Genomic DNA, 22,978 nt, shown 5'->3' on the forward strand with positions numbered 1-22,978 from the left:
GACCGGTGCGGGGCCAGGTGACGCACCGGTGACCTCGTCGTCGCGGGGCCGAGGCTGCCGGGTCGCTCCTGAGTTGGCAGTCCCTGGTGGAGAGTGCCAACGGCTACCCTAGGCGTCGCTTAGCACTCCGTCAACTCGAGTGCCAGCGCCGCGCCCGACCCCACGCCGGAGGTGCCGGTGGACCCGGACCCGCAGGCCGTCGACGCCCCCGCCGGGGCGGCCTGGGTGCGCGGGCTGACGTCCCCGCAGGGACGCGCCGCCCGCGCGACCGCGGCCCGGCTGGCCGACGAGGAGGCCGCGGGCGCGGCGACCGGACGACCCGCCGACCCCCTGCGGCTGGCCACCCGGCTGCGCTCGGCGCACCCGGACCTGCCCGGGGACCTGCTCGCCGCGGCGGCCACCCAAGCCCGCCTCGCGCGACGGGCCCGCGGCCGGCTGGCCCCCCGCCACCCGGACGGCGCCCCCGTCGACGCCGACGCCCTGCTCTACACCGACGGCGGACTGCAGCAGGCGTCCCGGACGGCGGTCGCCGACCATCGGGCCGGTCGGTTCGCCGCCGCAGGTGCCTCGGCCGTGGCCGACCTCGGCTGCGGGCTCGGCGCGGACGCGTGGAGCCTGGCCGGGTACGGGATCCGGGTCGTCGCCGTCGAGGCGGACCCCGCGACGGCCGCCGTCGCAACCGCCAACGCCGCCGCCGTGGCCCCCGACCTGGTCGAGGTAAGGCTCGGCGACGTCACCGACCCCGCCGTGCTGGAGCCCGTGCTCGCCGCCACCGACGCGGCGTACGTGGACCCGGCGCGACGCGACCCCGACGGCCCCCGGGACGCCGCCGGGCGCCGGACCCGTCGGCTGGCCGACCCCGGCTCGTGGTCCCCGCCGTGGCCATGGGTGCTGGGGCTGGCCGAGCGACAGCCGCGCACCGTGGCCAAGGTCGCCCCGGGGATCGCCCGGGAGCTGGCGCCGGAGGGCTGCGAGACGGCCTGGACCAGCGTCGACGGCGACCTGGTCGAGGCAGCCGTGTGGTTCCCCGGCCTGGCCGAGCCCGGCGTACGGCGCCGCGCGGTGGTGCTGCGGACCGGGCGGTCCCCGGCCCAGCTCACGGCGGGCGACGCGGGGCCCGATGCCGGCGACGATGCCGCCCCGGACGTCGGTCCGGTCGGCGAGTGGCTGCTCGAGCCGGACGACGCCGTCATCCGCTCCGGCCTGGTGGCCCCGCTGGCGCAGCGTGTCGACGGCCGGCTGCTCCACCCCGACGTCGCCTGGGTCACCACCGACACCCGCCCCGACGACGCGCTCGGGCGGGCCTGGCGGGTGCTGGCCGAGCTGCCCGGCGCGGTGGCCCCGCTGCGGGCCGCGCTGCGCGGGCGCGGGTTCGGGGACGTGGTGGTGAAGACCCGCGCGGTGATGGTGCGACCGGAGCGGTTGCGCCGGGACCTGCGGCTGCGCGGCGACGGCCCGACGGCGACGCTGGTGGTCACCCGCACCGCACACGGCGGGGTGACCCTGCTGGTGTCGCCGGGCGACTCCGAGCCCTGACGTCCCAGCCGAGCGGTGCGGGGCCGGTCAGCGACCCAGCGCCCCGGCGATGCCGCGGACGGCCCGCGGGCCGAGCCCGCAGCAGCCGCCGACCAGGACCGCGCCGCGATCCACCCACTCCCGCACCACCGGGTCCGGCAGCACGTCCGTCCCCACGCCGGTCCAGGTCGACGTCGACGGGTCCCAGCCGAAACCGGCGTTCGGGTAGACCACGACCGGAAGACCCACCCCCGACCCGGCGATGCGCTCCAGCAGCGGCGTGACCAGCTCCGGCGCGGTGCAGTTGACCCCCACCGCCCGCACGCTCGGCGCCGCGGCCGCCGCCGCGACCGCCTCCTCGATCGGCTGGCCCGCCCACAGGCGGGCGTCGTCCCCGCAGGTGAAGGTCATCCAGGCCGGCAGGTCGGCGTGGTCGGCCAGCACGTCCACCAGCGCGGCCGCCTCGTCGGCGTCGGGGATGGTCTCGACGGCGAGCAGGTCGGGACCGGCCGCGGCCAGGACGTCGATCCGCTCGCGGTGGAACGCGACCAGCTGCGCATGGCTCAGGCCGTAGCGCCCGCGGTACTCGCCGCCGTCGTGCCCGATCGCGCCGTACGGCCCCACGCTGGCCGCGACCAGGCCCGGGTCGAGGCCGGGCTCGGTCGCCACCGCGTCCCGCGCCGCGCGGGCCAGGTCCACCGACAGCCGCAGCAGGTCGTCGGCCTGCCGCGCGTCCAGGCCGACGGCCGCGAACCCCTGCCGGCTGGCCTGGTACGACGCCGAGATCACGACCCGGGCGCCCGAGCGCAGGTACGCCTCGTGCACGGCCCGGATGGCGTCGGGGTCCTCCCGCAGCAGCCGCGCGGACCACAGGTGGCCGGTGATGTCGCACCCGCGCTCGGCCAGCTCGCTGGCCAGGCCGCCGTCCAGCGGCCACGGCCCGGACTCCAGCAGCCCGGCCAGCCCGGCCGCCTGGGGGCTCTCGGTCACACCGTCTCGAAGTGGTAGGCCCGCGCGCTGGTCAGGACGCCGTCGTCCGGCACGCCCTCCTCGAACCGAGGCGGCGAGTCCCAGCGCGAGGTGACCACGACGCGGACCGGGTTGCCGGTGCCGCGCAGGATCTCGGTGGACATGCAGCCCTCGGTGAGCAGCAGCCGGGGGACCAGGTCGCGGCGCACCCACGCCAGCGCATCCTCGGTCCGCCCGGGGGCCACGTGGGCCACCCACATCCGCACGATCATGTCGCTCCCGACCTGCTCCACCGGGCACGGTGGTGACCGGTACGGAAACGAGTCTGCATCGCGGCCCGCGCGGGCCCGACGGCGCCCCCGCCGCAGCCGCGAGCGCCCCCGTGGCCTCGCTACGGCACCGTCACCTCGGTGACCGGCAGGGAGGAGTCGGCGGGCAGGGCCAGCGACCCCGGCGCCCGGCCCCGCCCGACCAGCTGCGACCCCAGCGCCGCGACCATCGCGCCGTTGTCCGTGCACAGCCCCGGCCGCGGGACCCGCAGCCGGATCCCGGCGTCGGCGCACCGTGTCTCGGCGACGGCGCGCAGCCGCGAGTTGGCGGCCACGCCGCCGCCGATCAGCAGGTGGTCGACCCCGTGCGCGACGCAGGCGTCCACGGCCTTGCGGGTGAGCACGTCGACGACGGCCTCCTGGAACGCGGCGGCCACGTCGGCGACCGGGACGGCCTCGCCGGCTCGCTCCCGGGCCTCCACCCAGCGCGCCACGGCGGTCTTCAGCCCGCTGAACGAGAAGTCGAAGCGGTGCCGCTCGAGGTCCCGCGGGGAGGTCAGCCCGCGCGGGAACGCGATGGACCCGGGGTCGCCGTCCTCGGCCGCGCGGTCGATCCACGGGCCTCCCGGGAACGGCAGCCCGAGCAGCCGGGCCACCTTGTCGAACGCCTCCCCCGCCGCGTCGTCGATGGACGCGCCGAGCGGGCGTACGTCCGCCGTCACGTCCGGCACGAGCAGCAGCGAGGAGTGGCCGCCGGACACCAGCAGCGCCACCGTCGGCTCCGGCAGCGGCCCGTGCTCGAGGGTGTCGACCGCGACGTGGGCGGCGAGGTGGTTGACGCCGTACAGCGGCACGCCGAGCCCGAGGGACAGCGCCTTGGCGGCCGCGACACCGACGAGCAGCGCCCCGGCCAGGCCGGGGCCGGCCGTGACCGCCACCGCGTCGACGTCGTCGAGGCGGACGCCCGCCTCGGCGCAGGCGCGGTCCAGCGTGGGCAGCATCGCCTCCAGGTGCGCCCTGCTGGCCACTTCCGGCACGACGCCGCCGAACCGGGCGTGCTCCTGCACCGACGACGCGACGGCGTCGGCCAGCAGCCGGTGGCCACGGACCAGCCCCACCCCGGTCTCGTCGCACGAGGTCTCCAGGCCCAGGACCAGCGGGCCGTCGTCACGCGGGTCGGTCATCGCCACCTCCCCGCTCCCCGTCGTCGCCGGTGGTCCGGCGGCGCAGCACCAGGCCGTCCAGGGGGGCCTCGCCGGGCCCGCCCGGGTAGTAGCCCGGTCGCACCGCGATCCGCTCGAACCCCTCCGCCTCGTACAGCCGCTGCGCCGTCTCGTTGTCGGCCCGCACCTCGAGCAGCACCTCGCTGCAGCCGCGCCGGTGCGCCTCGGCGAGCAGCGCGCGCAGCAGCAGCCGGCCCAGCCCCCGGCCCTGGGCGTCCGGCGCGACCGCGAGGGTCTGGACGTCGGCCTGCGGAGGTACCGCGTACAGCCCCGCGTAGCCCAGCGGAGCACCGTCGTCCGACCCGTCCGCGGCCTCGGCGAGGACGTACCAGCGGGTCGTGGGCACCCCGGCCAGCTCGCCCCAGAACTGCTCGACCGACCACGCGTCGGTGGGGAACAGCCGCAGCTCCAGCCGGTGCAGTGCCGCGACGTCCCACCACCGGACCGGCCGCAGTCGCACCGGTGCCGCGCCCGTCCGGGGCGCGGTCCCCGCGGCGGCGACGGGCCCGGTCACGACGGCAGCACCTGCTTGCGCGCGCCGGGCTCGACCGCATCCGGTCGCCGCAGGTACAACGGGACCGGCGGGAGCAGCACCCGGCCCGGCTGCGGCGCGCCGAGTGCTCCGTCGCCGTGCGGATCGTCGCCCTGGCCTCGGTGCGGATCGTCGGCCTGGGGCTCCGCGATCGGCTCGGGGAGCGGCTCGCCGGCGCCCAGCGCTCGATGCACCAGCAGCCCCAGCCAGGCCGCGGAGGGGTGGTGCGGCTCGCGGGCGTCGAGGAAGTCCTGCCGGTACGCCAGCGCGCCCGCGCCGACGAAGGGCAGGTCGGCGTGGTCGGCGGCGACGTCCGCCGGCCGCTGCACCCGGGGCCCGCGCACCCGGACGGCGTCGCCGTCGTAGCCGGCCCAGTAGACCTCGCGCCGACGGGCGTCGGTCGCCACCCCGAACGGCCCGCGCACGTCGCCCTCCGCGTGTGCCTGCAGGGCCAACGCATCCAGCGAGCAGACCCCCACGCACGGGAGGCGCAGGGCCGCGGCGAGCACCCGGGCGGTGACGACGCCGACCCGCAGCCCGGTGAACGGGCCCGGCCCCACGCCGCAGGCCACCAGGGCCAGGTCGCGGCGCCCCGCGCCGGCGTCGCCCAGCACGCCGTCGATCAGGGGGGCGAGCAGCTCGGCGTGCCGGCGTGCGTCGACGACGGTGCGCTCGGCGCAGAGCTCGCCGTCGGCCAGCAGCGCGACCGTGACGGCCGGCGTAGCGGTGTCGAGGGCGAGCAGCACGGCTCCCGAACCTACGCCAGCCCGCGCAGGTCCACGCCCGCCCAGCGGTCACCGACGCCGCGCACCTGCGCCACCCGGGGGTCGGCGACATCCGTCCCGGCGTCGACGGGTCCCTCGTGCGACCGGACCAGCCGCACCTCCAGCCGGTCCTCGGCCAGCGCCTCCGCCCGGCCCTCGCCCCACTCCACCACGGTCACGCTGTCCGCCAGCGACGCGTCGAGGTCGAGGTCGTCCACCTCCGCCAGCGACCCGAGCCGGTAGGCGTCGACGTGCACCAGGTCCGGACCGCCGCGCAGCGACGGGTGCACCCGGGCGATGACGAACGTCGGGCTGGTCACCGGCCCGCGGACGCCGAGACCGGCCCCGATCCCCTGGGTCAGCGTCGTCTTGCCGGCGCCGAGGTCGCCGGACAGCAGCACCAGGTCGCCGCCGCGCAGCAGCGCCGCCAGCCGCTCGCCGAGCGCGCGCATGGCCTCGGCGTCGGGGACGTCGAGGCGTACGCAGCCGGTGCCCGCGGTGTCCGTACCGCTGTGCGTGCTCACCGGGCCAGCCACCCCGCGACGGTGCCGAGGTCCTCCCGCAGGCCCGCCAGCGGCGCGCCCCGGGGACCGAACCGCAGCGCGGCCGACGGGTGGTAGGTGGCGAAGACGGTGCGGCCGTCCACCTCGTGCGGCCGGCCGCGCAGCGTGGTCAGCCGCGCGCCCCGGCCGAAGAACCAGGTCGTCGCCGACCCGCCCAGGGTGACGACCACCCGCGGCTGCAGTAGCGCCAGCTGCCGGTGCAGCCAGGGGCGGCACGCCGCCAGCTCGCGTGCGCGTGGTGCCCGGTTGCCCGGGGGCCGGCACTTGAGCACGTTGGCCACGGCGACCCCGGTCCGGTCCAGGCCGGCCTCGTCGAGGAGCTGGTCCAGCAGCCGGCCGCTGCGGCCCACGAAGGGCCGGCCGAGCGCGTCCTCGTCCGCCCCGGGCGCCTCCCCGACGAGCAGCAGCGGGACCGGCCCGCCGTCGTACGGATCCGGCAGGTCGCCGGGCACCGCGTGCGTGCGGACGAGTCCGAGGTCGCAGGCTCGGCATCCGTCGACCTGCCCGGCCAGCTCCCGCCAGGCCCCGGCCGCGTCGTGGCCCGCGGTGTCGCTCACGGCGCTGCCCCCGGTGGACGCTCGCCCGGCGCGGGCAGGTGGGCTCGGACCCGGCCCAGCAGGCCGAGCAGGGCGGTGTTGACCTCCACCGGTCGCTCGATCCCCAGCATGTGCCCGGTGTCGGGCAGCACGACGAGCTGCGCTCCGGGGACCCGGCGGACGATCTCCTCGCTGTGCCGCGGCGGCGTGAGCACGTCGGAGCCCCCCACGACCACCACGACCTCGCAGCGCTGCAGCGCCTCGAGCGCGGCGTACTTGTCGTGCTCGTCGAACGTGGGCAGGTACTCCGCGATCACGTCGATCGGTGTCGCCGCGATCATGTCGGCCACGAACGCGGTGTACGACGCGGGAACCGCCGACCCGAAGGAGTACAGCCGGGTGAGCAGCAGCCCGAGGTCGCTGCCGCGCCTGCGGCCGAGCTCGACCAGGTCCTTCTGCCGGGCCAGCGCCGCCGCGGCCGAGGGGGCGAACCGGCGCAGCGCCGGCGCCAGGACGGGGGGCAGTCCGAGCGTCTCGGAGGACATGCCGCCGGCACTCGTGGCCAGCAGCGCCACGCCCCGCACCCGGGATCCGAAGATCTCCGGGTGGTGCGCGGCCAGCGACATCACCGTCATGCCGCCCATCGAGTGGCCGACCAGCACGACCGGCCCGGTCGGGGCGCACACGTCCAGGACGCGCATCAGGTCGCGGCCGAGCTGGTCGATGTGGTGCGTGTCGAACTCCCCGCGCCCGGACCGCCCGTGGCTGCGCTGGTCCCAGAACACCAGCCGGGCCAAGCCCTGCAGGCCGCGGCGCTGGAAGTGCCAGGAGTCCTGGTTGAGCGCGTAGCCGTGGCTGAACACCACGGTCAGCCCGTCCTCCGCCCGGCCGGCCGGCGGGTCGTCCACCTCCACGTGCAGCGGGGTCCCGTCGTCGCCGGTCACCTCCACGACCCGGCCGCGCAGCGAGCCGAACGGCTCCTCCCATGCGCCCCCGCCCAGCCCGCGCCGCACCAGCAGGTGCTCGGCGGCGGCGCCCGCGGCGGCGCCCACGGCCAGCAGCCCGACGCCGGCGAGCGGCGCGATCCAGCGGTTCACCGGGCGTCCTCGCCGACGTAGCGGCGCGGCACCCGTGGGCCGAGCCGGGTGACGATCTCGTAGCCGATGGTGCCGCAGGCGATCGCCCAGTCCTCGGCCGTGGGCTCGCCGTCGTCGCCGGGGCCGAACAGCACGACCGGGTCCCCGGCGGCCACCGCGTCGTCCCCGACGTCGACGACGCACTGGTCCATCGCCACCCGGCCCACCACGTGGCGGATGCGCCCGCCGACCAGGACCGGCCCGGAGCCGCTGGCGGCCCGCGGGATCCCGTCGCCGTACCCCACCGGCACCAGGGCCAAGGTGGTCTCCGCGGGGGCGGTCCAGGTCAGGCCGTACGACACCCCGTGGCCGGCGGGCACCCGCTTGGCCAGCGCGACCTCGGCACGCAGCGTCATCGCCGGGCGCAGGCCCAGCGACGCGCTGGTCCCGAGGGCGAGCCCCGGGGTGAGGCCGTACATCGCGATCCCGCAGCGGACCAGGTCGAACCGCGCGCCGGGCACGGCCAGGGTGGCCCCGGAGTTGGCCAGGTGCCGGACCTGCGGGCGCAGCCCGGCCCGCTCGGCCTCCGCCAGCGCCCACGCGAACCGCTCCTGCTGGGCCGCGGTCTCGGGGTCGTCAGCCACCTCGCCGTTGGCCAGGTGCGACCACACCCCCACCAGCTCCAGCGCGCCGCCGGCCTCGTGCCGGCGCGCCCGGTCCACCAGCGCGGGCCAGTCCGCCAGCGACCCCCCGCCGCGACCGAGTCCGGTGTCGACCTTGAGGTGGACCCGGGCCGGGCGCCCCGCCCGATCGGCGGCGGCGGCGACCAGGTCCACCGCCCACGGCGCGCTCACGGACAGGTCGACGTCGGCGGCGACGCAGGGGGCGACGTCGTCGTGCGGGGTGATCAGCCAGGCCAGGACCCGGCCGGTGTCGCCGGCAGCCCGCAGCGCGAGCGCCTCCCCCGGGAACGCGACCCCCAGCCAGCCCGCCCCGGCGGACCGGGCGGCCCGGGCGACCGGCACCATCCCGTGGCCGTACCCGTCGGCCTTGACCACAGCCATGACCTCCGCGTCCCCCGCCGCGGCGCGCAGCACCGCGAGGTTCGCGCGCACGGCATCGAGGTCGACGCGGGCCTCGGCACGGATCACCGGACCATCCTGCCGGAGCGGGCCGTCAGCCCCCGGTCCGGATCGCCGCGATGGCGCCGGGCAGGGCCTCGCGCACGTCCACCGCGGTCACCGGTCGCCCGCCGTCGGCGGCCTGCGCGGCCGCCCAGCCGTGGACGTACGCCGCTGCGGCTGCGACCCGCGCCGCCGCCGTCACCGGCCCGGCCGGGTCGGCGGCCAGCACGCCCCGCGCCTGGGCACCGGACAGCAGCGCGGCCATGAGTCCGGTGAGCACGTCTCCGCTGCCGGCCGTCGCCAGTGCCGGCGGCCCCAGCGGGTCGACGTAGGCCGGTCCACCCGGCGCGGCCACCACCGTGCCCGAGCCCTTGAGCAGCACCACGCAGCCGAGCTCGTCGGCGGCCCTGCGGGCCGCAGCCAGCCGGTCCTCGTCGGCGCCGGAGCCGGCGGAGAACCCGAGCCGGGCGAACTCGCCGTCGTGCGGGGTGAGCACGGTGACCCGGCCGTCGGCGGCCCGGGCGTCCACCGCGGCGCGGACCGGACCGTCGGCCACCGCGAGCAGCCGCAGGCCGTCGGCGTCGACGACGACCGGGCCGGCCGTGCCCAGGGCCGCCACCAGCGCGTCGCGGTCGCCGTCGGACTCCCCCATGCCGGGCCCGCAGCCCCAGGCGGTCACCCGGGGGTCCGCGGTCGGCGGCTCGGTCTGGGCGACCACGTCCGGGAAGGCGTCGACGACCGCGGCCGCGATCCCGTCGCCGCGGTCGAGGTAGCGGACCATGCCGGCGTCGCCGTGCCGGGCGGCGCCGGTGGCCAGGAAGGCCGCTCCGCGGTAGCGCGCGCTGCCGGCGAGCACGCCGACGACGCCGCGGGTGTACTTGTGGTCCGCCGGCCCGGGCTGCGGCAGCAGCGCGGCGACGTCGGCGACGTCGAGGACCCGCGCGGTCGCGTCAGCGGGCAGCCAGGGCCGCAGGCCGATGTCGATCAGCTCGAGCACCCCGACGTACGCGCGGCCCGGCGTCAGCAGCAGCCCCGGCTTCAGGCAGCCGAAGGTGACCGTCGCGTCGGCGACGAACACCGCGTCGGGGTCGTCGACGGCACCGGTGTCCGCGGACACTCCGCTGGGGACGTCGACGGCGACCCGCAGGGCACCGCCGGCCAGCGCGGCCGCGGCCAGCTCCGCGGCCGCGGGACGCAGGGCGCCGGTGCCCCCGATCCCGACGACGCCGTCGAGGACGAGGTCGGCCGAGCGCACGACCTCGGGCCCGGCGCCGTCGCCGGGGGCGAGCGCTCGCCCGCCCGCCGCGCGCAGCGCCCCCAGGCCCTCGGGGTGCACGCGGTCGGACAGCAGCACCGCGGTGACCGCCGCGCCCCGGCGGGCCAGGAACGACCCCGCCCACAGCGCGTCACCGCCGTTGTTGCCGCTGCCGACCAGCAGCGCCACCCGGGACCCGGTCACGCCGCCGCCGGCCGCGAGCAGGCCGGCGCAGGTGCGGGCCAGTCCGGTCGCCGCGCGCTGCATGAGCTCCCCGTCGCCGACGCGGGCCATCAGCGCCTCCTCGGCGGCCCGGACGGTGGCGACGTCGTACGCCGACCTCACGCACCCTCCCCCGCGGTCTGGCGGGCGACCGCGGCGGACGCGGCGAGCAGTCCGATGGGGTCGCCCTCGGCGACCACGTAGGCCACCGCGACGTCCCCGTCGTGGCTGAGGGACAGGTGCCAGCGCTGCACGCCGAGGGCCTCGGCCGCCTCCGCGACGGTGCCGCTGACCTGCACCCACGGTCGGCCGTCGGGATCGGCGACCACCTCGCAGTCCTGCCAGCGCAGCCCGGGCGGCGCGCCGAGCGCCTTCGCGACGGCCTCTTTCGCGGCGAAGCGGGCCGCCAGGGAGGCGTCCGGGCGGGGCAGGCCGTCCGCGGTCGTCCGCTCTCCCACGGTGAACACCCGCTCGCGCACGCCCGGGGTCCGCTTCACGGTGGCAGCGAACCGCGGCACGTTCACCACGTCGATCCCGACCCCCACGATCATGCGGCAAGCGTGGCACGTCCCCGCCGGGGAAGCAGGCCGAGCGGAACCCGCCACCCCCACCCACCGGTGGAACGTAGGTCCAGCGCCACGCGGGCCTCACCTGGTCAGGAGTTCCACCGGGAGACACGTACGGGGCGCAAGCGGCGGATGCCTACGAAAGCGCACCCGGCAGGCCGCGTACAGCCGGGCTCCCCCGCCACCCCCGCGCCCCGGACCCCCTCCCCTGGTGGAACGTACGACCACCCGTGGGCGGGATTCACCTGGCTCTAGGTTCCACCAGGAGGGGCGTACGGGGCGCGTGCGGATGGTGCTAGGCCGGGCCCGGAGGGGCCGGTTCCGCGAAGGGTTCTGGGACGAGATCCTCGGCGAGGGCCTCCATCAGCAGGCCGTCGCGGAAGCCGCCCCCGGCCGCGTCCCGCTCGTAGCGCCGCAGCACCCCCACCCGCCGGAAGCCCACGGCGGCGTAGCACGCGATCGCCCGCGCGTTCGCGGCTGCGGGATCGACCACCAGCCGGTGGTGGCCGCGCCCCTCGACGAGCCACCGGGCCACGGTCGCCACCGTGTCGCGGCCCAGCCCGCGCCCGTGCACCTCCGGGTCGAGGAACACGTCGATCCCGGCGTGCCGGTAGTCCGGGTCGGCCTCCTCGCAGGCCTGCACCATGCCCACGACCCGGTCACCGCCCGCGACCCGATCCCCGACGACGACTGCCCACCTCAGGCACGAGTCGTCCTCCCCGGGAAACGCAGGCTCCGCGTCACCCCACCAGCGGTGCACCGCAGGATGGGCGCGGATCGCCCGCAGCCGCCCGGCATCGGCACCGGCCACCGGCCGCAGCAGGACCTGCCGACCGGTGAGCACCGGAACGGGCGCCACCGGCACGTCAGTGAACGCCTACTCGACCGTGACGGACTTGGCCAGGTTGCGCGGCTGGTCGACGTCGTGGCCCTTGGCGGTGGCCATCTCGCAGGCGAACACCTGCAGCGGCACGGTCGACACCAGCGGCTGCATCAGCGTGGGCACGACCGGGACGCGGATCAGCACGTCGGCGTACGGCACGACCGCCTCGTCGCCCTCCTCGGCGATCACGACGGTCCGCGCACCGCGGGCGCGCACCTCCTGGATGTTGGACACGATCTTGTCGTGCAGGATCGAGCGCCCGCGCGGGGACGGCACGACCACGACCACCGGGATGCCGTCCTCGATCAGCGCGATCGGTCCGTGCTTGAGCTCGCCGGCCGCGAAGCCCTCGGCGTGCATGTACGCCAGCTCCTTGAGCTTCAGCGCACCCTCCAGCGCCACCGGGTAGCCCACGTGCCGGCCGAGGAAGAGCACGCTGGTCGCGTCCTTGAGGTCCTGCGCCAGCTCACGTACGGCCCCCGTGGTGTCGAGGACCAGGTCGACGGCGCTCGGCATGTCCGACAGGTCGCGCAGCACCGACTGGATCTCGTCGCCGAACATGTTGCCGCGCACCTGCGCCAGGTAGAGCCCGACCAGGTAGGCCGCCACGATCTGGGTCAGGAACGCCTTGGTTGACGCGACCGCGATCTCCGGCCCGGCGTAGGTGTAGAGCACGGCGTCGGACTCGCGCGGGATGGTCGAGCCGACGGTGTTGCAGATGGCCAGCGCCTTCGCGCCCTGCTCGCGCGCGTGCCGCAGGGCCATCAGCGTGTCCATCGTCTCGCCGGACTGCGAGATCGCGATGACCAGCGTGCGACTGTCCACGATCGGGTCGCGATAGCGGAACTCGCTGGCGAGCTCGACGTCCACCGGGATCCGGGTCCAGTGCTCGATGGCGTACTTCGCGACCAGGCCGGCGTGGAACGCCGTCCCTGCGGCCACGACCACGATCTTGTCGATCTCGCGCAGATCGACGTCGGACAGCCGCATCTCGTCCATGTGCAGCCGGCCGTCGCGCCCGATCCGACCGCGCAGGGAGTCGGCGACCGCCTTCGGCTGCTCGGCGATCTCCTTGAGCATGAACAGGTCGTAGCCGCCCTTCTCGGCGGCCGACGCGTCCCAGTCGACAGTGAACGCGCGCACCGCGGCCGGGGCGCCGTCGAAGTCGGTCACCGTGACTGACTCGCGAGTCAGTTCGACCACCTGGTCCTGACCGAGCTCGAGTGCCTCCTTCGTGTGCGCGACGAACGCGGCCACGTCAGAGGCCATGAAGTTCTCGCCCTCGCCGATACCGACGACGAGCGGCGAGTTCCGGCGCGCCCCCACCACGACGTCGGGTCGGTCGGGCGTGACCGCCACGAGCGTGAACGCGCCGTCGAGCCGGCGCGCCACCCGGCGCATCGCCTCGGCGAGGTCATCGTCCGTCTCGGGCAGCATCGCGGAGAGCAGGTGGGCGACGACCTCGGTGTCGGTCTCGGACGCCATCTGCACGCCCGCCGCCACCAGCTCCTCGCGGAGCTCGGCGAAGTTCTCGATGATCCCGTTGTGGATGATCGCGACCCGGCCGTCGGCGCTGAGGTGCGGGTGGGCGTTGGCGTCGGTCGGGCCTCCGTGGGTGGCCCACCGGGTGTGCCCGATGCCCGTGGTCGACTGCGGCAGCGGGTCCTCGCCGAGCAGCCCCTCCAGGTTGGCCAGCTTGCCGGCCTTCTTCCGTACGTTCAGCCGGTCGTCCGCGACCACGGCGACGCCGGCGGAGTCGTACCCGCGGTACTCCAGGCGCCGCAGCCCGGCCACGACGACCTCGAGCGCCTGCTTCTCGCCGACATAGCCCACGATTCCGCACATGGCGCTCAGCGTACGGGGCGCCGACGCGCGAAGGCGCTCGTGCGGACGGCGGTCAGGCCAGGGCCAGCTCGGTGCGCACGACCTCGGCCAGTCGCTCCGCGCAGCCGCGGGCGACGTCCTCGGTGGGCGCCTCGACCATGACCCGAACCACGGGCTCGGTGCCCGACGGTCGCAGCAGCACCCGCCCGGTGTCGCCGAGCTCGCGGCGCACCTCCGCCAGGGCGGCGGTCAGCTCTGCGCAGGAGTCGATCCGGTTCTTGTCCACGTCGCGCACGTTGACCAGGACCTGGGGCAGCCGCTGCACCACACCGGCGAGGTCCGCCAGCGAGCGGCCGCTCTGCGCCATCCGGGCGGCCAGGTGCAGCGCGGTCAGGACGCCGTCCCCGGTGGTGGCGTGGTCGAGCAGGACCACGTGGCCGCTCTGCTCCCCGCCGATCGCGAGCCCGCCGGCGCGCATGGCCTCCAGCACGTAGCGGTCGCCGACGGACGTCTCAACCACGTGCACCCCGGCCTCGCGCATCGCGATCTTGAAGCCGAGGTTGGCCATCACCGTGGACACGACGGTGCCCTGGGTGAGGGTGCCCGCGTCGCGCATGGCCAGGGTCAGCACCGCGATGATCTGGTCCCCGTCGACCAGCTCGCCGTCGGCGTCGACGGCCAGGCAGCGGTCCGCGTCACCGTCGTGGGCGATCCCGGCGTCGGCCCCGTGCTCGCGCACGGCCGCGACCAGGTCGTCCATGTGGGTCGACCCGCAGCCGTCGTTGATGTTGAGGCCGTCGGGCGAGGCGTGGATCGCGATGACCTCGGCGCCGGCGCGCCGCAGCGCCTCCGGTGCGACCTCGCTGGCGGCGCCGTTGGCGCAGTCGACCACGATGCGCAGCCCGTCCAGCCGGTGCGGCAGCGTCGACAGCAGGTGGTCGACGTAGTCGGCCCGGCCCTCGGGGCGGTGCGACACCCGGCCCACGGCTGCGCCGAGAGGCCGGTCCCACGGCTCACGCAGCCGCGCCTCGATCGCGTCCTCGAGCTCGTCGGCGAGCTTGTGCCCGCCGCGGGCGAAGAACTTGATCCCGTTGTCCGGCATCGGGTTGTGCGACGCCGACAGCATCACGCCGAGGTCGGCGTCGAGCCGCTCGGTGAGGTACGCGACCGCGGGCGTCGGGAGCACGCCGACGAGCAGCACGTCGACCCCCGCGCTGGCGAGTCCCGCGACGACCGCCGCCTCGAGGAACTCCCCGCTGGCCCGCGGGTCCCGGCCCACGACCGCACGCGGGCGGCGACCCTCGCTGCCGGCGAACGCGCCCACGTCCCCCAGGACGTGGGCGGCCGCGACGGCGAGGTCGACCGCGAGCTCCGCGGTCAGGTCGCGGTTGGCCAGGCCCCGGACACCGTCGGTGCCGAACAGCCGGGCCATCGGACTAGCGCTTGGAGTACTGAGGCGCCTTGCGGGCCTTCTTGAGCCCGTACTTCTTGCGCTCCTTGGCCCGCGCGTCCCGGGTGAGGAAGCCGGCCTTCTTCAGCGGCGGCCGGTTGCCCTCGGCGTCGATCTCGTTCAGCGCGCGGGCGATGCCCAGGCGCAGCGCGCCGGCCTGGCCGGACACCCCGCCGCCGTGGATGCGCGCGATCACGTCGTAGCGCTCGTCCACCTCGAGGGTGCGGAACGGCTCGTTGACGAGCTGCTGGTGCACCTTGTTGGGGAAGTACGCCTCCAGGTCGCGACCGTTGATGGTCCAGCGACCGGTGCCCGGCACGAGCCGGACGCGGGCGATGGCCTCCTTGCGGCGGCCGGTGGCCGAGCCGGGGCCGGTGACGACCGGACGGGCGGGCTCGGCGGACGCCGACGTGGGCGTCTCGGTGGTCATGACGGTCTCGGTGGCCTCGGACACTGCCACGGTTTCCTTTCGCTGGGGGACTGCGGGGGTCGCCGTGGCGTTACTGCGCGACCTGGGTGATCTCGAACGGCTGCGGCTTCTGCGCCGAGTGCGGGTGCTCCGGACCGGCGTAGACCTTGAGCTTCTTCAGCATCTGCCGGCCGAGCTTGTTGTGCGGGAGCATGCCCTTGACGGCCTTCTCCACGGCCCGGCGCGGGTCGGACTCCAGCAGCTGGGCGTAGGAGGTGGCGCGCAGGCCGCCCGGGTAGCCGGAGTGGCGGTAGTCGAGCTTCTGCTCGCGCTTGGCCCCGGTCAGGGCCACCTTGTCGGCATTGATGATGATGACGAAGTCACCGGTGTCGACGTGCGGGGCGAACGTCGGCTTGTGCTTGCCGCGCAGCAGCACCGCCGCCTGCGAGGCCAGACGGCCGAGGACGACGTCGTTGGCGTCGATGACGTGCCACTCGCGGGTGACCTCGCCGGGCTTCGGGGTGTACGTGCGCACGTGGATGCCTTCGTCTTCTCGCTGGTTGTGGTCCTGCCGGTCGCCGGCTGGCGACTCTCGCGGCGTGCACCGGGACGGCCCGCACGACGGGGACCCGACACGCACAGCGACGAGCCAGGATACCGGCGGCCCCGGACGGGGGTCAAAACGCCGTCGGACGGGTGCCCCGGCCACGTGACGGCGGTCACCCCGGGAGGTCCAGCGGTCGCAGCCGCTGGGCGGGGTCGAACAGCGACCGCTCCGCCATCCGGGCCGCCACCGCGCAGGCCAGGGCCGGCGCCGCCAGCAGCATGTACATCACCACGATCTGGTAGCGGATGGCCTCCAGCGGTGGCGTCCCCGCGAGGATCAGGCCGGTCATCGCCCCCGGCAGCGCGATCAGCCCGACCACCTTGGTCTGGTCGATGGCGGGCAGCAGCGCGGTCCGCACCGAGTCGCGGGTATGGGGCGCGAACGCGGCACTGCCGGGCAGCCCGAGGGCCAGCCGGGCCTCCACCTCGGCCCGGGAGCGCCGCGCGTCGTCGCGCACCCGGCGCAGCGTGAGCCCGGTGGCGACCATGGTGCCGCTGACCACCATCCCGCCCACCGGGATGACCACGGTGGGGGTCGCGTCGATGATCCGCAGCAGCAGCAGGACCCCCATGGTCGCCGCCGCCCCGACCGCAATCGCCGCGGTGGCCGTGCGCCGGGAGCCTGGCAGCCCGCTGGCCCGCCGCCCGGCGACCTGGCCGCCGATGACGACCATGACCGCCAACCAGGCGAAGGCCGCCGCCAGGCCGCCGTAGGTGAACACCACCCCGAGCAGTGCGCCGACCGCCACCAGCTGCACGAAGGCGCGCGCCGCGGCGACCAGGAGCTCGCGGGTGAGCCCCAGCCGCCCCCACCACGCCACGGCGGCGGCGAGGACGACCAGGCTGAGCGAGGCGACGACCCCGATCCAGGTGGGGACCTGCGCGGACGAGGTCATGGGCTCCTCCGGTGTCGGCGGTGATGGCGTACGGGCACGACGGTCAGCCGTCCCGGGAGGGGTCGGACCCTCGGCCGAGGTACCCGACCGTCCCGGGCGGTCCCTGCTCGACGACCCGGCCGCCGTCGAGGACGACCGCGTGGCTGGTCACGGCGAGCAGCCGCTCCAGGTCGTGGCTGACGACCACCGCCGTCAGGCCGGCCTCGACCAGGGACACGACCACCTCGTCGACCGACCGGGCAGCCTCGGCGTCCAGCGCGCTGGTCGGTTCGTCGAGCAGCAGCACCTCCGGGTCCAGGGCCAGTGCCCGGGCGAGGGCCAGCCGCTGCTGCTCCCCGCCGGACAGCCCCTCCGTCCCCCGGCCGGGGTCCAGGTGCCGCAGCGCCACCCGGCCGAGCAGGGCCGCGACCGCGTCGTCGGACAGGTCGGGCGCGCCTGCCCGCACCTCCTCCCCGACGGTGGCCGTGAGCATCACCGGCCGCTGGGCGAGCAGCCCGACCCGCCGGCGCAGCGCCAGCACGTCCAGCTCCCGCGCGTCGGTGCCGTCGAGCAGCACCCGGCCGGAGTCGGGGTCCTCGAACCGGTTCAGCAGCCTGAGCAGGGTCGACTTGCCCGACCCGGACGGCCCGACGACCGCGGTCGCCGCGCCTCGCGGCAGCTGCGCGCTGACCCCGTCCAGGATCCGGTGGCCGCCGCGCACGAGCACCACGTCCTCGAGGTCGAACGCGTGCGGTCCGGGGTGCTCACGCCCGTCGTGGCTCACCAGTCCGCCCACACCGGCTCGTCGGTCTCGCGCACCGAGCCGTCGGAGCCGAACACCACGTACCGGTCGAACCCGCGCGCGAACCAGCGGTCGTGCGTCACGGCCACGACCGTGCCCTCGTACGCCGCCAGGCCGTCCTCCAGCGCCTCCGCGCTGTGCAGGTCGAGGTTGTCGGTGGGCTCGTCCAGCAGCAGCAGGGTGGCGCCGGACAGCTCCAGCAGCAGGATCTGGAACCGCGCCTGCTGGCCGCCGGACAGGGTGTCGAACGTCTGCTCGGCGGCCCCGGCCAGCTCGTAGCGGTCCAACGCGCGGCTGGCCTGCTCGCGCGGCATCCCGTCCCGGCGCTCGTCGCCGCGCCACAGCACGTCGAGCAGGGTGCGGCCGACCAGCTCGGGGTGCGCGTGGGTCTGGGCGAACCAGCCCGGCCGTACTCGCGCCCCAAGCCGCGCCGTCCCGCCGTGCCGGACCGGGTCGACGACGACGTCGCCGACCGGGCGGTGCTCGACGTCGGGGTCGCTGCCGCCGGCCGCCAGCAACCGGAGGAAGTGCGACTTGCCCGAGCCGTTCGCCCCCAGGACGGCCACCCGCTCGCCGAACCAGACCTCGAGGTCGAAGGGCCGGGTCAACCCGGTCAGCTCCAGCCCCTCGCACACCACCGCCCGCTTGCCGGTGCGCCCGCCCCGCAGCCGCATCCGGACCGACTGCTCGCGCGGCACCGCCGTCGGCGGCCCGGCCTCCTCGAACTTGCGCAGCCGGGTCTGGGCGGCCTGGTAGCGAGACGCCAGCCCGTCGTTGTAGGCGGCCTTGGTCTTGTACATCTGGACCAGCGCCTTGAGCTTGGCGTGTTCCTCGTCCCAGCGCCGGCGTAGCTCCTCCAGCCGGCTGAACCGGTCCGCCCGGGCCTGGTGGTACGTGCCGAACCCGCCGCCGTGCGTCCAGGCGGAGTTGCCCGCGGCCCCGAGCTCGACGGTCACCACCTGGGTCGCGGTGCGGTGCAGGAGCTCGCGGTCGTGGCTGACGTAGAGCACGGTCTTGGGCGTCTCGCGCAGCCGGTCCTCCAGCCAGCGCTTCCCGGGGACGTCGAGGTAGTTGTCCGGCTCGTCGAGCAGCAGCACCTCGTCCGGTCCGCGCAGCAGCGCCTCGAGGACCAGCCGCTTCTGCTCGCCGCCGGACAGGGTGGACACCGGCCGCCAGCGGACCGCGTCGTACGGCCGGCCCAGCGCGGCGGTGCAGCACACGTCCCACAGCACCTCGGCGTCGTAGCCGCCCGCGTCGGAGAAGTCGGCGATGGCCTGCGCGTAGCGCATCTGGGTGCGCTCGTCCTCGGCCTCCATCATGGCCAGCTCGGCGGTGTCGAGGGCCGCCGCGGCGCTGCGCAGCGCGGGCGACGCCACGCCGAGCAGCAGGTCCCGCACCGTCCCGTCGGTCATCTGGCCGACGAACTGCCGCATCACCCCGAGGCCGCCGGAGCGCGCGATCGACCCCTCCTGCGGGTCGTCGTCGCCCGCGACCATGCGCAGCAGCGTCGTCTTGCCGGCTCCGTTGGCCCCGACCAGGGCGACGTTGGCACCGTCGCCGACGCGGAACGACACCTCGTCCAGCAGGACCCGGCCGTCGGGGAGCGTGTGGGTCACCCGCTGCACGTCCACATGACCCACGGCGCCATTGTGCGGGTCGGCCGCCGCGGGGCGCAGCCGACTTCCGGGTCGGCTCCGTCAGGCGTACTCGATGCCCTCCACCGAGGTGCTCACCCGGGTGCCGGCCCGGTTGTCCATGATCTCGGCCAGGTCCGCCAGCGCGCCGATCGTCGCCTCGCCCCCGGTCTCGCGGGCGAACCAGATCGCCGCCGCCACCTTGGGCCCCATCGAGCCCGCGGGGAACTGGGCGGCGATCTCCTCCAGCGCGTCGGGGTGCGCCGCGCGGATCGCCCTCTGGGTCGGCTGGCCCCAGTCGACGTACACCGCGTCGGCGTCGGTGGCGATGACGAGCTTCTCGGCCTCGAGGTCGCGCGCCAGCACGGCGGAGGAGAAGTCCTTGTCGATCACGGCCTCGACGCCGACGAGGGTCCGCGGGTTGCGGTCGTTGGCCGAGGTGAGGTGCTCGCCCTCCAGGTACATCGTCGGGATGCCGCCGCCGCCGGTGGAGATGACCACGACGCCCTTGTCCAGCAGCCACTTCATCGGCCGGATCTGGAAGATGCGCACCGGCATCGGCGAGGGGACGACCCGACGCCACTTGTCGCCGTCCTGCTTGACCGTCCAGTCCTTCTCCGCGGCGAGCCGCTTGGCGTCCTCCTCGGAGTAGACCGGACCGACGAACTTGGTCGGGTTCTGGAACGCCGGGTCGTGCGCGTCGACCTCGGTCATCGTGAGCAGCGTCGCCAGGGGCTTCTCGAACGGCAGCAGGTTGCCCAGCTCCTGCTCGATGAAGTAGCCGATCATCCCCTCGGTCTGGGCGCCGAGGACGTCGAAGGGGTACGACGAGGCCTCGTCGTACGAGGACGCCTGAAGCGCCAGCAGGCCGACCTGAGGGCCGTTGCCGTGCGACACGACCAGCTCGTGGTCCATCGCCACGGGGGCCAGCGCCTCGCAGGCGGTCTTCACGTTGGCTCGCTGGTTCTCCACCGTCATGGGCTCCCCGCGCTTCTGCAGGGCGTTGCCCCCGAGTGCGACGACGACGCGCATGGACTGCCTCCCGGGTGTGGGTGCCTACCGGACCGCTCCGGTCGCCTCATCGGAGCCTGGCACCACCGTGGGCCACGTCGCACCCCGATCCGCCAACTCCCACGCCCCCGTGCCCCCGCACCCCGCGCCGCGCCCCGACACCGTCCGGCCGAATGAGTCCCCACGTCGCTTGCGGGACCGAATGGGGCCGCCAAGCAACGCCTGGACTCATTCCGTCGCGGTGAGGGGCGGGCGGCCAGCGCCGGTGTGGGCCCGGTGGCCACGGTGGGCCCGGGTCTCGCGCTGGCGGGCCGCCAGGTCGGCGTCCGCGGGGTAGCGGACCTCCTCCAGGACCAGGCCCTGCGCGGGGGCGACGGTGACCGCCGAGTCGCGCACGCCCGCGGCCAGGACGTCGGCGGGCCACTCTGCCGGGCGCCGACCCTCCCCCACCGCCACCAGCGCGCCCACGATCGCCCGGACCATCGAGTGACAGAAGGCGTCGGCGGTCACCTCGACGGCGACCTCGCCGGCGCCCTCCCCGGCGGCCGGGTCCTCTCGGCGGCAGTGCAGCGAGAGCAGCGTGCGCACGGTGGAGGCGCCGGCGCGGGGCCGGCAGTAGGCGGCGAAGTCGTGCTCCCCGAGCAGCCCGGCGCCCGCCCGGTCCATGGCGTCGACGTCCAGCGGGCGCCGACGGGCGACGACGAACCCGCGCCGCAGCGGGGCCGGCCCGGTCGGGTCGTCGGCCAGTCGGTACGAGTAGCGCCGCCACAGCGCGGAGAACCGGGCGTCGAAGCCGTCCGGGGCGAGGGCGACGCGGACCACGCGGACGTCCGGGGGCAGGGCCGAGCCGAGTCGGCGCAGCAGGGTGCCGTCGGCCAGCGGGTCCGGTCCGAGGCCCGCGGTCGTGCCCAGGGCGGCCTCCGGGACGTCGACGTGCGCCACCTGCCCGCGGGCGTGCACCCCCGCATCCGTACGTCCGGCGCAGGTGACCGACGGCTCGGCGTCCAGCCGCAGCGCCCGCGCCAGCGCCTGCTGCACGGCGCCCTGGACGGTGCGCAGCCCCGGCTGCACCGCCCACCCGGAGAAGCCGGCGCCGTCGTACCCCAGGTCCAGCCGCAGACGCCGGAGCCCGCCCTCCCGGTCGGGGAGGGCGGGCTCCGGTACGTGCGTCACCGCGGTGGCGTCAGGCCTTCTCGGCCTCATCGTCCGCAGCAGCCTCGTCGTCCGCAGCAGCCTCGTCAGCGGCGGCCTCGGCCACCTCCGGCGCCTCGTCGGCGTCGGTCGCCGCGGCCGCGGTCTCCTCGACCTCGTCGGTCGCGGCCTCGTCCGTGACCGTCGCCTCGACGGCCTCCGCCCCCGCTGCCTTCGCGGGGGCAGCCGGCTTCGCCTGCGCCGCGCGGTCCTTGGCGGCCCGCTTGGTCGCGGCGGTCGCCTCGGCCACGGTCTGCTCGGCCAGCGGCTCGACCAGCTCGATCACGGCCATGGGCGCGTTGTCGCCCTTGCGCGGACCGATCTTCACGATCCGGGTGTAGCCGCCGTTGCGCCCGGCGTAGCCCGGGCCGATCTCGGTGAACAGCGTGTGCACGACGGACTTGTCCCGCACGACGGTGAGCACCTTGCGGCGCGCGGCGAGGTCGCCGCGCTTCGCGAAGGTGATCAGGCGCTCGGCCAGCGGGCGCAGCCGCTTCGCCTTGGCCTCGGTCGTGGTGATCTTGCCGTGCTCGAACAGCGCGGTGGCCAGGTTGGACAGCATCAGGCGCTCGTGCGCCGGTCCGCCGCCGAGACGGGGGCCCTTGGTGGGCGTGGGCATGGTGTCGTTCTCCTCAGGGGGTCGGGGTGGCGGGCCGGCGGCTCAGAGCCGCTCGTCCTCGGCGTACCCCAGGTCGTCGTCGTCGGCGAAGTACACGGCCGAGCCGGGGTCGAACCCGGGCGGGCTGTCCTTCAGCGCCAGTCCGAGGGTGACCAGCTTGGCCTTGACCTCGTCGATGGACTTCGCGCCGAAGTTGCGGATGTCGAGCAGGTCGGCCTCGCTGCGCGAGATCAGCTCACCCACGGTGTGGATGCCCTCGCGCTTGAGGCAGTTGTACGAGCGGACCGTGAGGTCCATCTGCTCGATCGGCGTGGACAGCTGCTCGGCCACGAACGCGTCCGCGGGGGACGGGCCGATGTCGATGCCCTCGGCGTCGACGTTGAGCTCGCGGGCCAGGCCGAACAGCTCGACCAGCGTCTTGCCGGCCGACGCCACCGCGTCCCGCGGGCGCATCGACGGCTTGGTCTCCACGTCCAGGACCAGCTTGTCGAAGTCGGTGCGCTGCTCGACACGGGTCGCCTCGACCTTGTAGGTCACCTTGAGCACCGGCGAGTAGATCGAGTCGACCGGGATCCGGCCGATCTCCTGGCCCGGCTGCTTGTTCAGCGTCGCGGAGACGTAGCCGCGGCCGCGCTCGACCACCAGCTCCATCTCCAGCTTGCCCTTGCCGTTGAGGGTGGCCAGGTGCAGGTCGGGGTTGTGCACCTCGACCCCGGCGGGCGGGGCGATGTCGGCCGCGAGCACGTCGCCGGGGCCCTGCTTGCGCAGGTACATCACCACCGGCTCGTCGTGCTCGCTGGAGACGACCAGCCGCTTGATGTTGAGGATGAGCTCGGTGACGTCCTCCTTGACGCCCGGCACGGTGGTGAACTCGTGCAGGACGCCGTCGATGCGGATGCTGGTGACCGCAGCACCCGGGATCGAGGACAGCAGGGTGCGACGCAGGGAGTTGCCGAGGGTGTAGCCGAAGCCGGGCTCGAGCGGCTCGAGCACGAAGCGCGAGCGGTACTCGCTGATCGGCTCCTCGGTCAGGGTCGGTCGCTGCGCGATGAGCACGTGT

The 22,978-nt window shown here is 75.7% G+C and carries 23 protein-coding genes and 1 pseudogene; 1 reads left to right on the forward strand and 23 read right to left on the reverse strand.

The features are described 5' to 3' along the window. Positions 1–177 precede the first annotated feature (177 nt). The gene (locus tag R2737_13610; protein MEZ5117298.1) at positions 178–1,536 is read left to right on the forward strand and encodes a hypothetical protein; all 1,359 of its coding nucleotides are present in this window, start codon (positions 178–180) and stop codon (positions 1,534–1,536) included. A gap of 27 nt (positions 1,537–1,563) precedes the next feature. Here the strand turns inward: R2737_13610 and mmuM are convergent, their stop codons facing one another. The 23 genes and pseudogenes from mmuM to R2737_13725 all read right to left on the reverse strand — a co-directional run bounded on the left by mmuM (position 1,564) and on the right by R2737_13725 (position 22,974). Continuing rightward, complete coding sequence (gene mmuM, locus R2737_13615; GenBank protein ID MEZ5117299.1) at positions 1,564–2,505, reverse strand: homocysteine S-methyltransferase; 942 nt, start codon at positions 2,503–2,505, stop codon at positions 1,564–1,566. Next, positions 2,502–2,777 carry an antibiotic biosynthesis monooxygenase gene (locus R2737_13620; protein MEZ5117300.1) on the reverse strand — a complete coding sequence of 92 codons (276 nt, stop codon included), beginning with the start codon at positions 2,775–2,777 and terminating at the stop codon, positions 2,502–2,504. The genes mmuM and R2737_13620 overlap by 4 nt, the downstream gene beginning before the upstream one ends. A 98-nt stretch (positions 2,778–2,875) precedes the next feature. Next, positions 2,876–3,937, reverse strand: coding sequence for a tRNA (adenosine(37)-N6)-threonylcarbamoyltransferase complex transferase subunit TsaD (gene tsaD, locus R2737_13625; GenBank protein ID MEZ5117301.1), 1,062 nt, complete (start codon positions 3,935–3,937; stop codon positions 2,876–2,878). After that, positions 3,921–4,490, reverse strand: a complete 570-nt coding sequence (rimI, locus tag R2737_13630) for a ribosomal protein S18-alanine N-acetyltransferase (protein MEZ5117302.1) — start codon at positions 4,488–4,490, stop codon at positions 3,921–3,923. Before rimI ends, tsaD begins: the two co-directional genes overlap by 17 nt. After that, on the reverse strand, positions 4,487–5,254 hold the full coding sequence (tsaB, locus tag R2737_13635; protein ID MEZ5117303.1) for a tRNA (adenosine(37)-N6)-threonylcarbamoyltransferase complex dimerization subunit type 1 TsaB: 768 nt from the start codon (positions 5,252–5,254) through the stop codon (positions 4,487–4,489). The genes rimI and tsaB overlap by 4 nt, the downstream gene beginning before the upstream one ends. An 11-nt stretch (positions 5,255–5,265) precedes the next feature. After that, entirely contained in the window at positions 5,266–5,796 is a 531-nt protein-coding gene (gene tsaE, locus R2737_13640) for a tRNA (adenosine(37)-N6)-threonylcarbamoyltransferase complex ATPase subunit type 1 TsaE (protein MEZ5117304.1), read from the reverse strand. Further along, positions 5,793–6,392 (reverse strand): uracil-DNA glycosylase, encoded by a 600-nt coding sequence (locus tag R2737_13645; GenBank protein MEZ5117305.1) that lies wholly within the window; start codon positions 6,390–6,392, stop codon positions 5,793–5,795. The genes tsaE and R2737_13645 overlap by 4 nt, the downstream gene beginning before the upstream one ends. Then, positions 6,389–7,468 (reverse strand): alpha/beta hydrolase, encoded by a 1,080-nt coding sequence (locus R2737_13650; protein ID MEZ5117306.1) that lies wholly within the window; start codon positions 7,466–7,468, stop codon positions 6,389–6,391. The genes R2737_13645 and R2737_13650 overlap by 4 nt, the downstream gene beginning before the upstream one ends. After that, positions 7,465–8,598: an alanine racemase gene (gene alr, locus R2737_13655; GenBank protein ID MEZ5117307.1), complete on the reverse strand. Its 1,134-nt coding sequence runs from the start codon at positions 8,596–8,598 to the stop codon at positions 7,465–7,467. The genes R2737_13650 and alr overlap by 4 nt, the downstream gene beginning before the upstream one ends. A 25-nt stretch (positions 8,599–8,623) precedes the next feature. Beyond that, positions 8,624–10,171: an NAD(P)H-hydrate dehydratase gene (locus R2737_13660; protein ID MEZ5117308.1), complete on the reverse strand. Its 1,548-nt coding sequence runs from the start codon at positions 10,169–10,171 to the stop codon at positions 8,624–8,626. Further along, positions 10,168–10,599 (reverse strand): holo-ACP synthase, encoded by a 432-nt coding sequence (locus tag R2737_13665; protein ID MEZ5117309.1) that lies wholly within the window; start codon positions 10,597–10,599, stop codon positions 10,168–10,170. Before R2737_13665 ends, R2737_13660 begins: the two co-directional genes overlap by 4 nt. 310 nt (positions 10,600–10,909) lie before the next feature. Continuing rightward, positions 10,910–11,479 (reverse strand): GNAT family protein, encoded by a 570-nt coding sequence (locus R2737_13670; protein MEZ5117310.1) that lies wholly within the window; start codon positions 11,477–11,479, stop codon positions 10,910–10,912. A gap of 12 nt (positions 11,480–11,491) precedes the next feature. Continuing rightward, the gene (gene glmS, locus R2737_13675) at positions 11,492–13,342 is read right to left on the reverse strand and encodes a glutamine--fructose-6-phosphate transaminase (isomerizing) (GenBank protein ID MEZ5117311.1); all 1,851 of its coding nucleotides are present in this window, start codon (positions 13,340–13,342) and stop codon (positions 11,492–11,494) included. A gap of 52 nt (positions 13,343–13,394) precedes the next feature. After that, positions 13,395–14,753: a phosphoglucosamine mutase gene (gene glmM, locus R2737_13680; protein ID MEZ5117312.1), complete on the reverse strand. Its 1,359-nt coding sequence runs from the start codon at positions 14,751–14,753 to the stop codon at positions 13,395–13,397. A 4-nt stretch (positions 14,754–14,757) separates the two neighbouring features. After that, positions 14,758–15,201, reverse strand: a complete 444-nt coding sequence (rpsI, locus tag R2737_13685; GenBank protein MEZ5117313.1) for a 30S ribosomal protein S9 — start codon at positions 15,199–15,201, stop codon at positions 14,758–14,760. Positions 15,202–15,271: 70 nt separating this feature from the next. Continuing rightward, the gene (rplM, locus tag R2737_13690; protein MEZ5117314.1) at positions 15,272–15,715 is read right to left on the reverse strand and encodes a 50S ribosomal protein L13; all 444 of its coding nucleotides are present in this window, start codon (positions 15,713–15,715) and stop codon (positions 15,272–15,274) included. A gap of 184 nt (positions 15,716–15,899) precedes the next feature. Beyond that, positions 15,900–16,682, reverse strand: a complete 783-nt coding sequence (gene fetB / locus R2737_13695) for an iron export ABC transporter permease subunit FetB (protein MEZ5117315.1) — start codon at positions 16,680–16,682, stop codon at positions 15,900–15,902. 43 nt (positions 16,683–16,725) lie between these two features. Beyond that, on the reverse strand, positions 16,726–17,457 hold the full coding sequence (locus R2737_13700; GenBank protein MEZ5117316.1) for an ATP-binding cassette domain-containing protein: 732 nt from the start codon (positions 17,455–17,457) through the stop codon (positions 16,726–16,728). Beyond that, positions 17,442–19,103, reverse strand: a complete 1,662-nt coding sequence (locus R2737_13705) for an ATP-binding cassette domain-containing protein (GenBank protein MEZ5117317.1) — start codon at positions 19,101–19,103, stop codon at positions 17,442–17,444. The genes R2737_13700 and R2737_13705 overlap by 16 nt, the downstream gene beginning before the upstream one ends. Before the next feature lie 57 nt (positions 19,104–19,160). After that, positions 19,161–20,129: a carbamate kinase gene (gene arcC / locus R2737_13710; protein MEZ5117318.1), complete on the reverse strand. Its 969-nt coding sequence runs from the start codon at positions 20,127–20,129 to the stop codon at positions 19,161–19,163. A gap of 207 nt (positions 20,130–20,336) precedes the next feature. Continuing rightward, positions 20,337–21,281 carry a tRNA pseudouridine(38-40) synthase TruA gene (gene truA, locus R2737_13715; GenBank protein ID MEZ5117319.1) on the reverse strand — a complete coding sequence of 315 codons (945 nt, stop codon included), beginning with the start codon at positions 21,279–21,281 and terminating at the stop codon, positions 20,337–20,339. Positions 21,282–21,567: 286 nt separating this feature from the next. Then, positions 21,568–21,918, reverse strand: a pseudogene (gene rplQ / locus R2737_13720) (50S ribosomal protein L17). Between the two features lie 42 nt (positions 21,919–21,960). Further along, positions 21,961–22,974: a DNA-directed RNA polymerase subunit alpha gene (locus R2737_13725; protein ID MEZ5117320.1), complete on the reverse strand. Its 1,014-nt coding sequence runs from the start codon at positions 22,972–22,974 to the stop codon at positions 21,961–21,963. Between the last annotated feature and the right edge of the window lie 4 nt (positions 22,975–22,978).

The sequence above is a fragment of the Candidatus Nanopelagicales bacterium genome (assembly GCA_041393815.1).
GTDB lineage: Bacteria > Actinomycetota > Actinomycetes > S36-B12 > JAWKJK01 > JAWKJK01.

What these genes read in the sequence shown, in the direction of transcription:
- rpsI (MEZ5117313.1), bottom strand. Translation starts at nt 15,201, where the DNA reads ATGACCACCGAGACGCCCACGTCGGCGTCCGCCGAGCCCGCCCGTCCG.
- R2737_13665 (MEZ5117309.1), bottom strand. Translation starts at nt 10,599, where the DNA reads ATGATCGTGGGGGTCGGGATCGACGTGGTGAACGTGCCGCGGTTCGCT.
- glmS (MEZ5117311.1), bottom strand. Translation starts at nt 13,342, where the DNA reads ATGTGCGGAATCGTGGGCTATGTCGGCGAGAAGCAGGCGCTCGAGGTC.
- tsaD (MEZ5117301.1), bottom strand. Translation starts at nt 3,937, where the DNA reads ATGACCGACCCGCGTGACGACGGCCCGCTGGTCCTGGGCCTGGAGACC.
- glmM (MEZ5117312.1), bottom strand. Translation starts at nt 14,753, where the DNA reads ATGGCCCGGCTGTTCGGCACCGACGGTGTCCGGGGCCTGGCCAACCGC.
- arcC (MEZ5117318.1), bottom strand. Translation starts at nt 20,129, where the DNA reads ATGCGCGTCGTCGTCGCACTCGGGGGCAACGCCCTGCAGAAGCGCGGG.
- fetB (MEZ5117315.1), bottom strand. Translation starts at nt 16,682, where the DNA reads ATGACCTCGTCCGCGCAGGTCCCCACCTGGATCGGGGTCGTCGCCTCG.